This window comes from Lentzea miocenica, assembly GCF_033949945.1.
GTDB classification, from domain to species: Bacteria; Actinomycetota; Actinomycetes; order Mycobacteriales; family Pseudonocardiaceae; genus Lentzea; species Lentzea miocenica.
The window spans coordinates 72,203-87,469 of the sequence record NZ_JAXAVW010000011.1 but is presented as its reverse complement, the minus strand read 5'-3'; the positions used below and the strand labels follow the sequence as shown (position 1 = coordinate 87,469).

Here is a 15,267-nt window from a genome sequence, read left to right as displayed (position 1 = left end):
ACGCGCGCCAATGTGGAGGACCTCGCCCGAAAAACGAGCGGAGGCCCCCTTGGGGGGACGCGAGGTCCCCACTCCACATCATCTCAGCCGGGTCTGACAGTTTTCGGCGCGTTCAGCAGGGGGTGGGCGCTGCGTCGAGCCGGCTGTGCGCGCTTTACGCCGCGTGAGGCCGCGCGTGGCTATCTTGGCGTGGTGCTCCTCGATCAGGTCTCCAAGCGTTACGGGCGCGGGCCGTGGGTGCTGCGCGACCTGACGCTGGAAGTCACCGGGCTGACCGTGCTGACCGGCGCCAACGGCACCGGCAAGTCGACGCTGCTCAAGATCGCCGCCGGGGTTCTCAAGCCCTCCTCCGGGCGCGTGGTCCGGCCCGCGTCGGTCGGCTACGTGCCGGAGCGGTTTCCGTCTGACGTCAAGATGTCTGCTTCGTCCTACTTGGCGCACATGGGCCGGATTCGGCGCGCTCAGGCCAACGACGTGCTGGAGCGGCTGGGGTTCGTCGGGTCGATGACGGCGCCGATGTCGGAGCTGTCCAAGGGGAACGCGCAGAAGGTCGCGCTGGCGCAGGCGTTCCTGGCTTCGGACGTGCTGGTGCTCGACGAGCCGTGGACGGGGCTTGATCCCACGGCGTCGGAGGAGTTGGTGTCGTTGCTGGAGGGACGGACGGCGCTGGTGTCCGATCACGAAGGGCATCTGGCGTCGGCCACTCGGGTGGATCTTGCCGGTGGGCACGTGACGATCGAGCTCAGCCGGGTGGTGGGGCTGGACGCGTTGGAGGCGTTGGACGGGGTGCGGTCCGTGTTGTCGCGCGGGTCGTCGGCTCGGGTGGTGGTGGCGCCGGACCGGAGCGATCATGTGCTGGCCGAGGCGTTGCGGCTCGGGTGTTCGGTGCGGAGCGTGCGGTGATCTCCTTGATGCGGTACCTCGCGGCTGATGTCTTTCGGGGGCAACGATATTTGGCGCCCCTGCTGGTGTTCCTCGGCGTGATGGGGATGTTGTTCTCCAGTGACGCCGGGCAGCCGTTGGAGGCTTACTCGGGCTCTTCGGCGTTGCTCTACCCGATCACGGCCTGGATGGCTGTGGTGGTGGCGACGTCCGAGGACGTGGTGCGGCGCGAGATCACCGTGGTGTCGGCCGGCGGGTGGTCGCGGGTGCTGACGGCGGCCGCTCTGGTCGCGGTGATGATCGCGCTGGCGATGGCGTTGCTGGCGGCGGTGTGGCCGGTGGTCACCAATCCGCACCCGTACACGGCCGGCGAATTTTTTGTCGGACTCGTCGCGCATACTGTGTGTGCGTTGCTTGGCGTCGGCGTGGGATTGATGTTCGCGCGGCCGGTGTTCGACTCCGTCGGCCGGACAGTGCTCGCGGTGTTCTCGGTCGTGGTGCTCACGTATCCGCTCGGGCGGGGTACTCCGCTCGGATGGGTGCTGGACGCGTTGGGGCACAACCAGTTCTCGCTGTCCGTGCTGTGGGCCGGAGTCGTCGGGGTCGTGCTGGTGGCGGCTGCTGTCGTGGTGGGCGTGCGGCGGGCTTGATGCGTGTCAACGTTCTCGGGCCGCTTCAGGTCCTCGTCGACGGCGCGCCGGTCGAGGTGCGCGGGAAACGGCTGCGGTGGTTGCTGATCCGGCTGGCGATGGAGCCCGGCCGGGTGGTCGCCGCCGAGCGGTTGATCGCGGATCTGTGGGCTGACGAACCACCTGTCGACGGGCCTGCTTCCCTGCAGTCGCTGGTGTCCCGGCTGCGGCGGACGGTGGGTGCTTCGGCGATCTCGTCGCACGCGTTGGGATATCGGCTGGAGGCCTCGACCGACGTCGAGGAGTTCTCGCGGACGCGCGACGCGGCGTTGTGGCGCGCGGCGGCGTTCGAGGACGCGCCGTTCGCGGTGGACGAGGCGGTGCGGCTGGCGTTGTTGCGCGACGATCTGGCCGGGCTGGAGGCTTTGGCGTCCGCGCATCCGTTGCGGGAGGACGTGCAGGCGCGGTTGATGCTGGCCCTGCACGCGGCTGGTCGCCGGTCGGACGCGTTGGGCGTTTTCGAACGGGTCCGGGGCGCGTTGGCCGACGAGCTGGGCGTGGATCCCGGGGAGGCGCTGGCTTCCGCTCACCTGACGGTGTTGCGGGAGCGTTCGGCTCGCGGGAACCTGCCGGCGGTGGTGGGGTCGTTCGTCGGGCGCGATGCGGATCTGGCCCGGTTGGCCGAGTTGTTGCGGGACAACCGGTTGGTGACGTTGACCGGGTTCGGCGGGGTGGGGAAGACCCGCCTGGCGCTGACCTGTGCGGCCGCGGTACCCGAGGCGTGGTTCGTCGAGCTGGACTCCGCCGCTGATCCGCTGGCCGCTCTGGATGCCGCGCTGGGACCGAATCCGTTGGCGACACCGGTGTTCTCGCGGTTGGGGTCGTCGTTGGTGGTGCTGGACAACTGCGAGCACGTGGTGTCGGCCGCGGCTTCTTTGTGCGAGCGGTTGCTGGCTTCGGCGCCTTCCGCGTCCGTGCTGGCCACCTCGCGGGAGCCGCTGGGGATTCCCGGCGAGGTCGTGTTCCCGGTGGCGCCACTGGACCTGGATCACGCGGTGCGGTTGTTCGCCGCGCGGGTCGGTGTGGCGTTCGACGGTGATGTGGTGCGGCGGGTTTGTGCTGCGCTGGACGGGATTCCGCTCGCGGTCGAGCTGGCGGCGGCGCGGGCCCGGTCGTTGTCGGCGGCGCAGCTCGAGGCGCGGGTGGACAGCCGGCTGCGGCTGCTGGACCGGGGTGCGCGGACCGGGCCGGCGCGGCATCGGACGCTGCGGGCGGTGATCGACTGGAGCTGGGAGCTGCTGGACGACGCCGAGCGGGCGCTGCTGGCGCGGCTGGCCGTTTTCGTGGGCGGGGCGACGGCCGCGGCGGTGCATTCCGTGTGCGGGGCAGGCTCGCGCAGGGGTACCCCCTTGCTGGGAACCCCTGCGTTTCAACGTACTCAGGACCCCCGACAAGATCAGGATCTCTGGGACACCGAGGACCTGCTGTCGGCGCTCGTCGAGAAGTCGCTGGTCGTGCGGACGGGGGAGCGGTACCGGCTGCTGGAGACCGTTCGTGAGTACGCGCTGGAGCAAGGGGAGGCGGACTCTGCGAGGCACGCGGCCTACTACGTGGCGTTGGCCGAGCTGAACGAACCGTTGTTGCGTGGGCCGCGGCAGTTGGACGCGCTCAGGGTTTTCGACGCGGAACGTGCCAACCTCGACGCGGCGCAGGCGTGGGCGATCACGAACGATGTGGGGCTCGCTCGCCGGATGATGGCCGCCCGCACGTGGCACTGGCTGGTGATGACCAAGCGGTTCGAGGAGATCCGCCGGTGGGCGCCGCTCACGCCGGGCGACCCGTTGTCGCAGGTGCTGGCCTCGCTCGGCACGTCGAACGCCCTCGCCGCGGCCGAACGGCTCTGGCAGGAGGACGTGCCCACGGCGCTGTGCGCGTTGATGCTGACCAGCGGGACGGTGTGGGGTGAGGCCGAGCTGGGGCTTCGGCTCACGCGGCTCGCGGATCGGCTGGAGCAGTCGCGGGACGAGTGGATGCGGGCTTTCTCCGCGCTCATCCGGGGCGTGGTGGCGGGCGAGTTCAGCGACGGCGCGGCGCCGCGGGCGGAGGCGGCCTACCGGGAGGCGCTGGACGGGTTCCGGGCGGTGGGCGATCGGTGGGCCGTGGTGTTCGGGCTGTCGTGCCTGGTCATGGTGCTGATGAACCGCGGTGCGTTCGCCGAGGGGTTCCAGGCCGTCTCCGAGGCCAGGCAGGTGGCCGCCGAACTGGGCGAGCCGGAGACCGTGCTGGTGCCGATGTCGGTGCTGATGCAGACCGCGCGGATCAAGCTCAGGCTGGGAGATCTGGCCGGGGCCCGTGCCGACCTGGAGCTGGTGCCGCCGCCGCAGCTCGAACTGGACCGGGCGCGGATCGCGCAGGCCCACGGCGAGGTGGCGTACTTCGACGGCGACTTCGAAGAAGCGGTCAAGCTCTACCAGCAGGCCCTCACCGGCACGGAGGGCTCGCCAGCGAGCCAGTTCAAGGCGACTGTCCACGCCGGACTCGGGCTGGCGCTCACCCGCCTCGGACGGCTGCACCAGGCGGGCGAGGAGCACGAGAAAGCGCTGGACACCGTCAAGCAGAGCGCGGACGGGCCCGCCCGCGCGATGGTGCTGGAGTGGTACGCGGACTGGCTGCTCGCCCAGGGCGACCCGACGAGTGCCGGGAACGCCCTGGACGAGGCACAGAGGCTACGCGGCTGTCCGAGCAGCGACCCGATGGTGGTGCAGTTGCGTGACCGGATTCGCGCCGAAGTAGGCGTCGATCGCTGACCGGCCGATCGCGGCGACGTAGCCGTCCGGGCGGACCAGCACCGGGCCGTCAGGGAAGTCAAGCGTCACGAAGCCGGGTCCGCGCAGCAGGTCGAACACACGGCCCTGGTCGGTGAGCCCGTCGGGCATCCGGTCACCCGCCCGCAGCCCCGGCCCGTCCTCGGTCCGGTACGACAACGAGAGCTGCAGCGTCTCGTCTCCCCGACGTTCGAACGGGTCGCCGGACATCATGATCGCGGTCGTCATCCCGAGCAGCCACTCCGCGACGGGCTTGCGCTCGGACTCGTAGGTGTCGAGCAACGTCTCCATCGCGAGCTTCCAGCCCAGGTTGTAGGCGTCCTGGATGCCGGTGTTCATGCCCTGCGCCCCGGCGGGGGAGTGCACGTGCGCCGCGTCGCCCGCGAGGAACACCCGGCCGACCCGGAACCTGTCCACCATGCGGATGTTGGTGCGGTACAACGACATCCACGCCGCGTCGCGCAGCACGACGTCGTCCAGGCCGGTGCGTTCGCGGACGATCTGCCGGTACAGCTCGAAAGAGGGTTCGCCGGCGCCGGTCGCCTGGAACTGGAAGAGGTCGGTGCCGGGCAACGGGCACAGGGCCAGCCACTGGTCGGCGCGGCCTCCCCAGCTGTGCCAGTGATCGCGGTCCAGCCCGGAGACCCGGACGTCACCGACGAGCATCCGCTGGTCCTCGTGGGTCTCGCCGACGAACCGCACGCCGAGATGCTTGCGCACGAACGATTTCCCGCCGTCGCAGCCGACGAGGTACTTCACCCGCACGGTTTCCGAGCCGACCACCGCGGTGATGCCGTCGTCGTCCTGGAAGAACGACGTCAGCGGCGTGCCGTACTCGACGGTCCCGGCCGGCAGCGCGTCCCGCAGGATCTGTTCGACCCGGAACTGCGGGATGAGCATGGTGCTCGCGTACGGGCGTTCGACCGTGGGGTGGCGACCCTCGTGGACGTCCCACTCCTTCAGCACCTCGCGGCCGTTGTAGGCGCGCATGGTCATGTGGAACCGGCCGGACGCCAGAACGGGCTCGATGACGCCGAGGTCGTGGAAGACCTCCATGCTGCGCGGTTGCAGGCCCTTGCCGCGCGAGCCGGCGAACGGCGCGGGCGAGGCGTCGACGATGCGGAACGGCACGCCGCGGCGGGAGAGGTCGAGTGCGAGGGTGAGGCCGGTCGGGCCGGCGCCGATGATCAGAACCTGAGTGTCCATGACCCGGAGAGTCGAGCCGTGAACTGCCACGGCCCTGTCACCGCGCTGTTGCGCGGTGACAGGGCCGTTTGACGTGCGGAAACTACTTCTTGAGCAGCTCGATCAGCGCGTCGACGTCCTTGGGTTCGAAGCCGCGGAACACCGTCAGCGCCAGCTCGTAGTACGAGCGGATCGGGCTCACGTACCACTTGCCGTCGACCTCGGTGGAGACCACGCCGACACCGGTCTTCATGACCGACGCCGCCACCCGGCCGATGACCTCGACCGCCGCGGTCGGGATCTTGCTCTTGCCCTGCTGCTGCAGGAGCTGCGTGATCTCGTCCGCGCACAGCTTCTGCGAACCCTGGCCGGGCACGTCGGCCGCGTAGCAGTCACCCTCACGAGTGATGGTGACGGTCTCGCCCTCGGCGGTCACCGACAGCTTCTTGACCGTGACCAGCTTGCCGCCGGTGACGTCCTTGACGTCGGTCTCCAGCGCGTTCAGCTTGGCGCCGGTCGGCTTCATCGTGCCCGCCTGCTCCAGCAGCAGCGGGCCGAGGTCCTGCAGCACACCGGCCTCGTCCGGCGGCAGCAGCGAGATGACCTTCTTCAGGTCGCCGTCCAGCGCGGCGTTGACGAGCTCCTTCGCCGCGGCCTCCGCGGAGCCTGCCCCCTGCGGCGCGAAGCCCTGCTGCGGCCACTTGAGCTTCTCCTCCTCCAGACCGACGTTGGCGATCGTGTAGAAGGCGCTCGGGTACCACTTGTCGCCGACCTTGATCGACGCGATGCCGATCGGGGTGCCGCGCTTCTGGACCTCGGCGGTGATGTCCCAGGTCTTCGTCTCGGACTTGGTCAGGCTGACCTTGTCGCCGATCGCGTCCATCAGCTTGTCGGTCAGCGGGACCTTCGAGATGTCCGAGGTGACCGTGATCTTGCCCTCGACCAGCTTGTTGATGGTGAGGTGATCGTTGATCTTCTCGGCCTTGGCCTCGTCGAACTTGATGTTCTCGCTCTTGAACTCGACGCCCGACATCTTGTTCGGGTCGGCGTCGGGCTTCAGGATCTCGAGACGCTTCATCTCCTTCGTCATCGAGTCCATGTAGTCCTTCGACAACGCGGCCTCGGCCGGCGCCAGCGACGCCATGATGCCGACGACGTCACCGCTGCCGAGCTGCTCGATGAGGTTCTTCGCCGCGACGGCAGGGGTGTCCTGGCCCGCGTTCGCCGCCGGGTCGGACTTCTTCAGCGCGAAGAACGTGACACCGCCACCGATGAGGAGCAGCACGGCGACCACGGCCGTGACGACCAGGCCGGTGCGCTTCTTCTTCGGCGGCTCGCCGCCCATCGGGGCGTAGCCGAACGGCTGCTGCTCGAAGCCCTGCTGCGGAAAGCCCTGGGGTCCGGTCTGCGGGTAGCCCTGCTGGGGGAAGCCCTGCGGTCCGGTCTGCGGGTAGCCACCCTGCTGCGGGTATCCGCCCGGCTGCTGCTGCGGGTAACCCTGCGGCCCGCCCTGCTGGTAGCCGCCCTGTTGCTGCGGGTAGCCGCCCTGCTGGGGCTGCTGCCCGTACGGGTTGTTCTGCGGCTGCCACTGGCCGCCGCCACCACCTGGGTAGCTCACGGATTCCCTCCTGGAAGTATCACTGCGCTGCGCCTTTTGGCGGTGAGCACCGTGATCGCCCCCACGATCGTCAGTACGGCACCGGCAAGAGTCGTCACTGGTCCGGCGATGCTGATTCCGACCAATGCACCCTTGCTATCCCCTTGGACTGCGGCTAGTAGCGCCACGGTTCCACTGATCGTGCCAAAGAGAAGTCCAACGCATGCGGCAAACCGACGAAATCGGACCACGAACAAGGCCACCGCGATCATGGCGAGGGGTGTCAGACCCACCCAGATCGACGTCACGACGCTGCCCGCCACCCCGTCCAACCCGGCGAGATCACGCAGCGAAAGCACTTCGTAACTGTCCCTCGTGGTCGATCCGGATTTCAGCCAGGGAAGGAAAGTCCCGGCGATGGAAGTGACGAGGCCCACTGCCGCGATCGCGGCTCCCACTGCACTGCGCACCGGGCTAGTGTGAACCGATGCCCTCCGACGCGTGCAAAGCGGCACGGGCCCTGGTCGCGTCCGCGCACCGGATCACGGTGCTGACGGGCGCTGGAGTCTCCACCGATTCGGGCATCCCGGACTTCCGGGGACCGGACGGGCTGTGGACCCGCGACGCCGACGCGGGCAAGGCCGCTTCCCTGGACGCCTATCTGACCGATCCCGAACTGCGCAGGCTCGCCTGGCGGACGCGGCTGGACAGTCCCGTGTGGACGGCCAAGCCCAACGCGGCGCACAGGGCGTTGGTGGAACTGGAACGGTCCGGCCGGTTGCGCACCGTCGTCACCCAGAACATCGACGGCCTGCACCAGAAAGCCGGCTCCGATCCGCATCGCGTGCTGGAACTGCACGGCACGTTGCACGCGACGGTGTGCCTCGGATGTGGTGCCACGGGCCCGATGCGGGACGCGCTGAAGCGGGTCGCCGACGGTGAGCCGGAGCCGGACTGCCCGCGCTGCCGGGGAATCCTCAAGTCCGCCACGATCTCGTTCGGGCAGGAGCTCGACGCCGAGATCCTGCGGCGCGCCCGGCTCGCGGCTCTGGACTGCGATGTGCTTCTGGTAGCCGGTACGTCGCTCTCGGTACAACCCGCCTCCGGGCTCGTGCCGCTGGCCGCCCGCGCCGGCGCCGAGGTGATCATCTGCAACGCCGAACCGACGCCGTACGACTCGTTGGCGGCCGTTGTGCTGCACGAACCCGTCGGCGAGGTGCTGCCCGACCTCAGCGCCGTTCCTCCATCCGGGGGAGGCCGATTCTCGTCCTGGGGAGATCCGAGCACCTGGTCGTAGGGTCGGTCCATGCGCGTACCGCTGATCACCACGGACTTCCTGGACCGGGCGTCGTTCGCGTTCGGGGCGACGACCGCGACCATCGACGAACCCGACCAGCCGGCCAAACCGGTCGACACCACGACGTACGCGGAGATGGCGACCCGCGTGCGCGCGTGGCAGGCGGGGTTCGACGCTCTGGGCATCGGCGAGGGCGAGCGGGTCGCCGTCGTCAGCCACAACTCGGCGCGGATGCTGGAACTGCTGCACGCGCTGCCCGGCAGCGGGCGCATCTGCGTGCCGGTGAACTTCCGCCTGCGGCCCGACGAGGTGAAGTTCATCGTCGAGCACAGCGGTGCGTCGGCGTTGTTCGTCGATCCGGAACTGTCGCTGGACGACGTGACGGCGCGGCACCGGTTCACGCTGGGCGAGGAGTCGGAGTCGCTCCTTCGGTTCGATGTGGAGCCACGGCCGTGGAGCGCGCCCTCGGAGGACGCGACGGCGACCATCAACTACACGTCCGGCACCACCGCGCGCCCTAAGGGCGTGCAGCTGACGCACCGCAACATCTGGCTGAACGCCGTCACGTTCGCCATGCACACACGTGCGTGGGAGGGCGATGTCTACATGCACGTCCTGCCGATGTTCCACTGCAACGGCTGGGGAATGCCGTTCGGTCTGGCCGGTCTGGGTGTGCCGCAAGTGGTGCTGCGCAAGGTGGACGGCACCGAGATCCTCCGCCGTGTGCGCGACCACGGCGTGACGCTGATGTGTGGCGCACCTGCCGTGTGGAACGCCGTGCTGGACGCCGCCGCTGAGTGGGACGGCGAGATCCCCGGCCGTGACCGCGTACGGATCGTGTGCGCTGGTGCGCCGCCGCCCTCGCGCACGATCCAGCGGGTGACCGAGGAGCTCGGGTGGGAGTTCCTGCAGATCTACGGCCTGACCGAGACGGCACCGCTGCTCACCTTCAACCGGGCCCAGCCAGGACCTTCCGGTGAGGAGAAGGCGAAGAAGCAGTCACGGGCGGGCGCGCCGGCGTTGGGCGCACAGCTCCGGATCTCCGACACCGGTGAGGTGCTCGCGCGGTCGAACGTGGTCATGGAGGGCTACTGGGAGAACCCGGAGTCCACCGCGGACGCCATCGAGGACGGCTGGTTCCGCACCGGCGACGGCGGCTACTTCGACGACGACGGCTACCTGACGATCTCGGACCGCAAGAAGGACGTGATCATCACCGGCGGCGAGAACGTCTCGTCCATCGAGGTCGAGGACTGCCTGTTCTCGCACCCGGCCGTCGCCGAGGTGGCGGTCATCGGCGTGCCCCACGAGAAGTGGGGTGAAACGATCAAGGCGTTGGTCGTGACGTCGGCGGAGGTCACGGAGGCCGAGCTGATCAAGCACTGCAAGGAGCGGCTCGCCGGGTACAAGGCGCCGACGTCGATCGAGTTCCGCGACTCGATCCCGCGCACGGCGACCGGCAAGATCCAGAAGTTCAAGCTCCGCGAGCCGTACTGGGCGGGCAGGGACCGCGGCGTCAACTGAGCCACGGCACTAGGCCATCCCGGCGACACGCCGGACTTCGATCATCCCAAAAGGACTACCACGCGTGTTCCACTGTGACACGTGTGGCTGACGGTGCGTTAGTTCCGGATGCGCCGAATGAGTCTGATTGGTCTAATGCGGTCGGAGGTGATGTCCGGTGTTGACACGATTCTCCGCCGTGGTGGTGCTGATGTCCGCTGTCCTCACGGGGACGGCCAACGCTGTGCCGCCGCCTCCGCCGAACCCGAGCGACGCCGAGATCTCGGCGTCGCGGGCAGAGGCAGACGCGAAGGCGGCCCGCGTGGGCGAGCTGACGGGCCGGCTGACGCAGGCGGAGTCACGCCTGCAGGAGCTGATGGACGAGGTCTCGTACAAACGCGAGCTCGCCAACAAGGCCCGTGTGGACCTCGAAACCGCGATCTCGGAGGCCGAAGCCGCCCGTCGTGAGGCCGCCGCGGCGCGCGTCGAGGCCGACGCTGCTTCCGCTGCCGTCGAACGGAGTCGCCGCGAGCTCGACGAGTTCGCCGCGGCCTCGTACGCACAGGGCACCACCGTCGGTTCGTTCTCCGCGTACATCGGCGCCAAGTCGCCCGAGGACCTGCTGGCCCGCGCCCAGATGCTGGAGGCGGTGTCGTCGTCCAGCCTGAACCGGCTGGACCAGGTGACCCGCGACCAGGGCACCGCCGCGAACCTCGACTCCGCCGCCCGCGCCGCGCTGAACAGGGCCGAGGCCAAGCAGGCGGCCGCCGACGAGGCCAAGAAGGTCGCAGAACAGGCCCAGCAGGTCGCCGTGGACGCGCACACCGCGCAGGCCGCCGCGACCACGCAGCTCCAGTCCGACAAGGACGCCGTCGAACGCGAACTGAACGCCGCGCGCGGCCAGGTCAACGGACTGGAAGCGCAACGCCAGCAGTACGACCAGTGGGTCGACGCGAAGAAGCGCGAAGAAGAAGAGAACGCCCGCCGTGCCGCCGCCGAAGCGGCAGCCGCCGCGGCCGCGGCCGCACCGGCCCCTCGCCGTCCCGCCCCTGCCGCCGCTCCGGCCCCGTCCGGCAACCGCGTGCAGACCGTCATCAACCGCGCGTTGGCACAACGCGGCGTCATCTACGCGTGGGGCGGCGGCAACTACAACGGCCCGACGTACGGCGTGCGCGACGGTGGCGTGGCCGACTCGTACGGCGACTTCCGCAAGATCGGCTTCGACTGCTCCGGCCTGATGATGTACGCCTTCGCGGGCGCGGGCGTGTATTTGCCGCACTACAGCGGCTACCAGTACAACTCCGGCCGCAAGGTGCCGCTGTCGCAGATGGCGCCGGGCGACATGATCTTCTGGGGTCCGGGCGGCGGCACGCACGTGGCGTTGTACCTGGGCGGCGGGATGATGGTCGAGGCGCCGCATTCCGGTGCTGTGGTGCGGATTTCGCCCGTGCGGTACGGCGGCATCATGCCGTACGTGACTCGGATGCTCTGACCACACCGATCGCCATCGCACTGACCACGTCGTCCTGGCCGGACATCTGACCGGCCAGCCGCTCCAGCACGCTCGGGTCGAGCCGAACCAACGCTGCGGCAAGGCCCTGCCATGCCTGGTAGGGGTATGCGCCTGGCCGGACGGCGCGCAGCTCCCGTTGCGCCCGGTTCAGCACAGCTTTCGCGTCGGCGGGATCCCAGATCGCCAGGTTGGTGGCGATCTTGATCAGAATGTGAACGACCTCGATGCGCCTCCAATCGTCGTCTGGTTCGATCTCGACTCGGTCCAGCGTCTTCATGGCCGTCGCCGGATCAATCTCGGCAAACGAGCGGGCCACTCGCAGGAGGGTGGTCTCGGCGGAGGACGTGTACGCCTTGCCCCGCGCGAGTACCCGGTCGATGAGCTGCAACGCCATGGCAGGGTCAGCTTCCGCCAGCCAGTTGGCGAAGTTGATCAGGTCCCCCAACGCGCGGTGCTCCGAAGCCGCGTCGAAGACGATGCGAGCGGTTCGCCTGCTCAGCGCCGGATCCAGGTTCGCTGAAGCGCCCGAGATCACGCCGAGCAGTTCATACGACTGGGGTGAGCTGGCCCGGTCGGCGTCCGCGGCGAGCATCGCGTCCTCCAGCCATCGCAGCGCCTGACCACGGTCGGTCGCGGCGATCTGCTGGGCCATGGAGGTGAGAGCGGCGACCCGCTGAGCGGGTTTGCAGATCCTGGCCGCTATTGCCTCGGCCCGGTACAGGTCCACGGCGGCTGCCGCGACGGCGAGGTTCTCGCGCTGGTGGTCCAGATTGCTGTCGCTGACGCGGAGGGCCCGGTAGTGGTGGTCGAACAGGACGAGCGCGTAGTCGCGGTTCAGGCTTTGGAAATCTCCGGACGAGATGCAGGCGGAGGCCCAGTAATCGGCAGAGACCTTCCTGAGAGTGGCGATGGCGCGGTCCAGGTCGACGGTGGCCAGCTTCTCCGCGACGCGGCACGGTGCTCGGCCCCGCACGTGCTCATCGGTGAACTTCAGTGCGGCGCGCTCGGCGAGGTCGGCCAGTCGCGCGAAGTCTCGCGGATCGTCGGGATGACGGGCGGCCGCGAGCCAGGCCAGGGTGTCGGTGTCGGATGGCGGCCCCTCTTCGACGATCTTGCGCACGAGGAGAGCGGTGCGGTCGGGAGAAGTACCGGACAGCGCGAGGGCAAGCACGGCGAACAACCAGAGATCGTCGTCGGTGCGCTCGTCCAGGTACGGCTCGGCCATTCGGCTCGCGCGTTCTGGATCGCGAGGGGCGATCATGACGGCCATCGTCACGATGACCTCCGCGTCCTCGGCGACGTCCGGTGCGAGTGCGAGGACCTGCGCAGCGCGTTTGGGGTCGGCCTCGAAGATCTCCCTGACGATTTCGAGCAGGGTGTTCGTCTTCTTGTTGTCGTCGCTGACGAGGTTCGTGATTCGCACTGCCAGGTCGACGAGTGGCTCGGGAGGTGCCGGCGCCGCGTGGATGTGCACCGCGCCGACCTGAGTCACCGGGCCGGCAACACTTCCCGAAACCTCGTTGCGCACCCACTCGTCCGACATGGCGTCCAGCATGTCATCACGGCGAGAGCCCGGTGGCCCGCTTGAGCGGACCACCGGGGCAGTGCTCAGGCGGCGCCGAGACGGAGCGGGTTCGCCTTGGTGGTGGCGCTGCGCAGCCAGTTGTGGCGCGGGTGGATCGTCACGCCCTGCGGGCCGCGGACGACGACCTCTTCCAGGCACCAGTGCGAGCTGTCGCCCTTGTTGTCGAACGCGATGTCGAACGACGTGAGCGGACCGACCTCGGACAGCGTGAAGTCGTAGACGTCGGTCTTGCCGCGCTCGCGGTCGTCGCCGGGGTTGTCGAGGTTGATCCAGTCGGACGAGGTGGTGCCGTTCAGGCGCACCTCGACGCGGGAGTCCGTGCCGGCCTTGTCCACGTTGCAGGTCCGGACCTCGATCCGGTACTGCCCCGGCGCGGCCTGGGCGGTGCCCATGGCCAGGGTGCCGGCGAACGCCGCGGCGAGTACGCCGACGATCGCGGTGGTTGCCACCTTCATGCTCGTTCCCCTCTCTTGGGTGTTGCTGGGGGAAAGGTGTCGGCCGGCGATTGCGGGACTGTGCGGTCATCATGAAATCCGCAGTTCAAAGGCCTCGCGCCCAGAGCTGGCCGGTCACGTCGTGGCCGAAGTTGTGCTGCGGGGTTTCCTCCCGGAGCTCGAACCCGTGCGCCTCGTAGATCTTCCTGGCGGACGCGAGACCTTCGACCGTCCACAACACCATGCGTTCGTAGTCCGCACTCTGGGCGAACTCGACGCACGTGCTGACGAGCTTGTTGCCGGCGCCGTGGCCACGCGCGTCCGGGTGCACAAGCAGCACACGCAACTTCGCAGTTGTGTCGTCCTCACGAACGCAGAACACGCATCCGACGCGTTGGCCGTCGAGTTCGGCGATCCACGCACTCTCTCTCGCCGGGTCGTGGTCCGCCGCGTAGTCACCGACGATCTTGGCGACCATGGCCTCGAAACTCGTGTCCCAGCCGTGTTCGGCGGCGTAGAGCTCGCCGTGGGCCTGCACGACCCAGCCCAGGTCACCGGGCTGGTCGAGGGGGCGGATCCGCATGGTTGCCTCCACTGACACGACTGTTTCAGTAATGCGACAATAGTGCCATGCCGTCCGCACGGGAGACCGAACTGCTGGAAGCCGCCTACCGGTACGTGCTCACGCACGGGCTGGCCGACGTGTCGTTGCGGCCGTTGGCGGCGGCGATCGGGTCGAGCACGCGCGTGCTGCTCTACCTGTTCGGCAGCAAGGACGGGCTGGTGCGGGCGTTGCTGGCGCGGGCTCGTGCGGACGAACTGGCGCTGCTCGCCGACATCGGGGCCGGGCCGGGGATGGTGGCGCGGTTGTGGGAGTGGCTGGCCGCGCCGGCACATCGGCCGTTGCTGACGTTGTGGCTGGAGGCGTACGCACGCTCTCTCGTGGAGCCTGACGGGCCGTGGGCGGGGTTCGCGCGCGCGACGGTGGAGGACTGGCTGGAGGTGCTCAAAGCCTCACAGCCCGCGGATGTGCGTGAGACATCAGCGGGGCTTGTACAGCGCACGCGCGACCTCGCGTTGTTGCGCGGTGCGTTGCTCGACTTGCTCGCGACGGGGGAGGTCGAACGGGTGACGGCGGCCCTCAGCGCCCGCGACTAGGTTGGCGGCGTGAAGGTAGTGATTTTCGGTGCGTCCGGAATGGTCGGTCAGGGTGCGCTGCGGGAGAGCCTGCCGGACCCCGCCGTGACATCGGTCGTGACGGTGGGGCGGTCGCCGCTGTCCGTCAGCGACCCCAAGCTGCGGCACGTCCTGCACGCCGACTTCGGTGACCTGTCCGCGATTGCGGGCGAGTTGGCCGACGCCGATGCGTGCTTCTACTGCATGGGTGTGACGTCCGCGGGTTTGAGCGAGGCCGAGTACACGCCCGTGACGCACGACTACGCGCTTGAGGCGGCGCGTGTTGTTGGTGGCACGTATGTGTACGTATCGGGCGAAGGAGCCAACGCCGAGAGCAACACCATGTGGGCGCGGGTGAAGGGGCGCACGGAGAACGAGTTGCTGGCGCTGGACCGGCCGGTGTTCGTGGTGCGGCCTGGGTTCATCCAGCCGCGGCACGGGATCACGTCGCGCACCCGGATCTACCGGTACCTCTACTCGTGGTCCGCGTGGCTCTTCCCGGTGCTGAAGAAGGTGGCGCCGAAGTTCGTCACGACCACCGAGCACCTCGGCCGCGCGATGGTGGCGCTGGCCAAGGGTGCGCACGCGCCGAGGTTGTTGCGCAGCGACGAGATCAACCGGGTGGCGGGGTGACGTGCGGC

The 15,267-nt window shown here is 69.0% G+C and carries 14 protein-coding genes; 8 read left to right on the top strand and 6 right to left on the bottom strand.

Translation table 11 applies throughout. The features are described from left to right. The first annotated feature begins 192 nt into the window (after positions 1–192). The 3 genes from SK803_RS14920 to SK803_RS14910 are packed head-to-tail and all read left to right on the top strand — an operon-like array spanning position 193 to position 4,318. Positions 193–903, top strand: a complete 711-nt coding sequence (locus SK803_RS14920) for an ATP-binding cassette domain-containing protein (protein WP_319966576.1) — start codon at positions 193–195, stop codon at positions 901–903. Continuing rightward, positions 900–1,532, top strand: coding sequence for a hypothetical protein (locus SK803_RS14915; RefSeq protein WP_319966575.1), 633 nt, complete (start codon positions 900–902; stop codon positions 1,530–1,532). Before SK803_RS14920 ends, SK803_RS14915 begins: the two co-directional genes overlap by 4 nt. After that, positions 1,532–4,318, top strand: a complete 2,787-nt coding sequence (locus SK803_RS14910; protein WP_319966574.1) for a BTAD domain-containing putative transcriptional regulator — start codon at positions 1,532–1,534, stop codon at positions 4,316–4,318. The genes SK803_RS14915 and SK803_RS14910 overlap by 1 nt, the downstream gene beginning before the upstream one ends. Here SK803_RS14910 and SK803_RS14905 read toward each other — a convergent pair. The 3 genes from SK803_RS14905 to SK803_RS14895 form a co-directional block, all read right to left on the bottom strand. Next, positions 4,238–5,542, bottom strand: a complete 1,305-nt coding sequence (locus SK803_RS14905) for an FAD-dependent monooxygenase (protein ID WP_319966573.1) — start codon at positions 5,540–5,542, stop codon at positions 4,238–4,240. The genes SK803_RS14910 and SK803_RS14905 overlap by 81 nt on opposite strands. Positions 5,543–5,624: 82 nt before the next feature. Beyond that, the gene (locus SK803_RS14900; RefSeq protein WP_319966572.1) at positions 5,625–7,139 is read right to left on the bottom strand and encodes a flagellar basal body protein FliL; all 1,515 of its coding nucleotides are present in this window, start codon (positions 7,137–7,139) and stop codon (positions 5,625–5,627) included. Further along, a complete protein-coding gene (locus tag SK803_RS14895) occupies positions 7,136–7,588 on the bottom strand; it encodes a hypothetical protein (protein WP_319966571.1) in 453 nt (150 codons plus the stop codon). Before SK803_RS14895 ends, SK803_RS14900 begins: the two co-directional genes overlap by 4 nt. 17 nt (positions 7,589–7,605) lie before the next feature. Here SK803_RS14895 and SK803_RS14890 point away from each other — a divergent pair, with 17 nt between their 5' ends. From SK803_RS14890 to SK803_RS14880, 3 genes are all read left to right on the top strand, one after another. Continuing rightward, a complete protein-coding gene (locus tag SK803_RS14890) occupies positions 7,606–8,415 on the top strand; it encodes an SIR2 family NAD-dependent protein deacylase (RefSeq protein ID WP_319966570.1) in 810 nt (269 codons plus the stop codon). 9 nt (positions 8,416–8,424) lie between these two features. Next, positions 8,425–9,939 (top strand): class I adenylate-forming enzyme family protein, encoded by a 1,515-nt coding sequence (locus SK803_RS14885; RefSeq protein WP_319966569.1) that lies wholly within the window; start codon positions 8,425–8,427, stop codon positions 9,937–9,939. Positions 9,940–10,096: 157 nt separating this feature from the next. After that, positions 10,097–11,410: an NlpC/P60 family protein gene (locus tag SK803_RS14880; RefSeq protein ID WP_319966568.1), complete on the top strand. Its 1,314-nt coding sequence runs from the start codon at positions 10,097–10,099 to the stop codon at positions 11,408–11,410. Here the strand turns inward: SK803_RS14880 and SK803_RS14875 are convergent. From SK803_RS14875 to SK803_RS14865, 3 genes are all read right to left on the bottom strand, one after another. Further along, entirely contained in the window at positions 11,382–12,974 is a 1,593-nt protein-coding gene (locus tag SK803_RS14875) for a nuclear hormone receptor family protein (RefSeq protein WP_319966567.1), read from the bottom strand. The genes SK803_RS14880 and SK803_RS14875 overlap by 29 nt on opposite strands. A gap of 65 nt (positions 12,975–13,039) precedes the next feature. After that, the gene (locus tag SK803_RS14870; protein WP_319966566.1) at positions 13,040–13,471 is read right to left on the bottom strand and encodes a PLAT/LH2 domain-containing protein; all 432 of its coding nucleotides are present in this window, start codon (positions 13,469–13,471) and stop codon (positions 13,040–13,042) included. An 85-nt stretch (positions 13,472–13,556) separates the two neighbouring features. After that, positions 13,557–14,033: a GNAT family N-acetyltransferase gene (locus tag SK803_RS14865; RefSeq protein ID WP_319966565.1), complete on the bottom strand. Its 477-nt coding sequence runs from the start codon at positions 14,031–14,033 to the stop codon at positions 13,557–13,559. 47 nt (positions 14,034–14,080) lie between these two features. Between SK803_RS14865 and SK803_RS14860 the strand changes: the two genes are divergently transcribed. Both SK803_RS14860 and SK803_RS14855 read left to right on the top strand, forming a co-directional pair. Next, positions 14,081–14,608 (top strand): TetR/AcrR family transcriptional regulator, encoded by a 528-nt coding sequence (locus SK803_RS14860; RefSeq protein ID WP_319966564.1) that lies wholly within the window; start codon positions 14,081–14,083, stop codon positions 14,606–14,608. Positions 14,609–14,617: 9 nt separating this feature from the next. Beyond that, positions 14,618–15,259 carry a Rossmann-fold NAD(P)-binding domain-containing protein gene (locus tag SK803_RS14855; RefSeq protein WP_319966563.1) on the top strand — a complete coding sequence of 214 codons (642 nt, stop codon included), beginning with the start codon at positions 14,618–14,620 and terminating at the stop codon, positions 15,257–15,259. Positions 15,260–15,267: the final 8 nt, after the last annotated feature.

What these genes read in the sequence shown, in the direction of transcription:
- SK803_RS14905 (WP_319966573.1), bottom strand. Translation starts at nt 5,542, where the DNA reads ATGGACACTCAGGTTCTGATCATCGGCGCCGGCCCGACCGGCCTCACC.
- SK803_RS14870 (WP_319966566.1), bottom strand. Translation starts at nt 13,471, where the DNA reads ATGAAGGTGGCAACCACCGCGATCGTCGGCGTACTCGCCGCGGCGTTC.
- SK803_RS14910 (WP_319966574.1), top strand. Translation starts at nt 1,532, where the DNA reads ATGCGTGTCAACGTTCTCGGGCCGCTTCAGGTCCTCGTCGACGGCGCG.
- SK803_RS14860 (WP_319966564.1), top strand. Translation starts at nt 14,081, where the DNA reads ATGCCGTCCGCACGGGAGACCGAACTGCTGGAAGCCGCCTACCGGTAC.
- SK803_RS14875 (WP_319966567.1), bottom strand. Translation starts at nt 12,974, where the DNA reads ATGTCGGACGAGTGGGTGCGCAACGAGGTTTCGGGAAGTGTTGCCGGC.
- SK803_RS14885 (WP_319966569.1), top strand. Translation starts at nt 8,425, where the DNA reads ATGCGCGTACCGCTGATCACCACGGACTTCCTGGACCGGGCGTCGTTC.
- SK803_RS14890 (WP_319966570.1), top strand. Translation starts at nt 7,606, where the DNA reads ATGCCCTCCGACGCGTGCAAAGCGGCACGGGCCCTGGTCGCGTCCGCG.
- SK803_RS14865 (WP_319966565.1), bottom strand. Translation starts at nt 14,033, where the DNA reads ATGCGGATCCGCCCCCTCGACCAGCCCGGTGACCTGGGCTGGGTCGTG.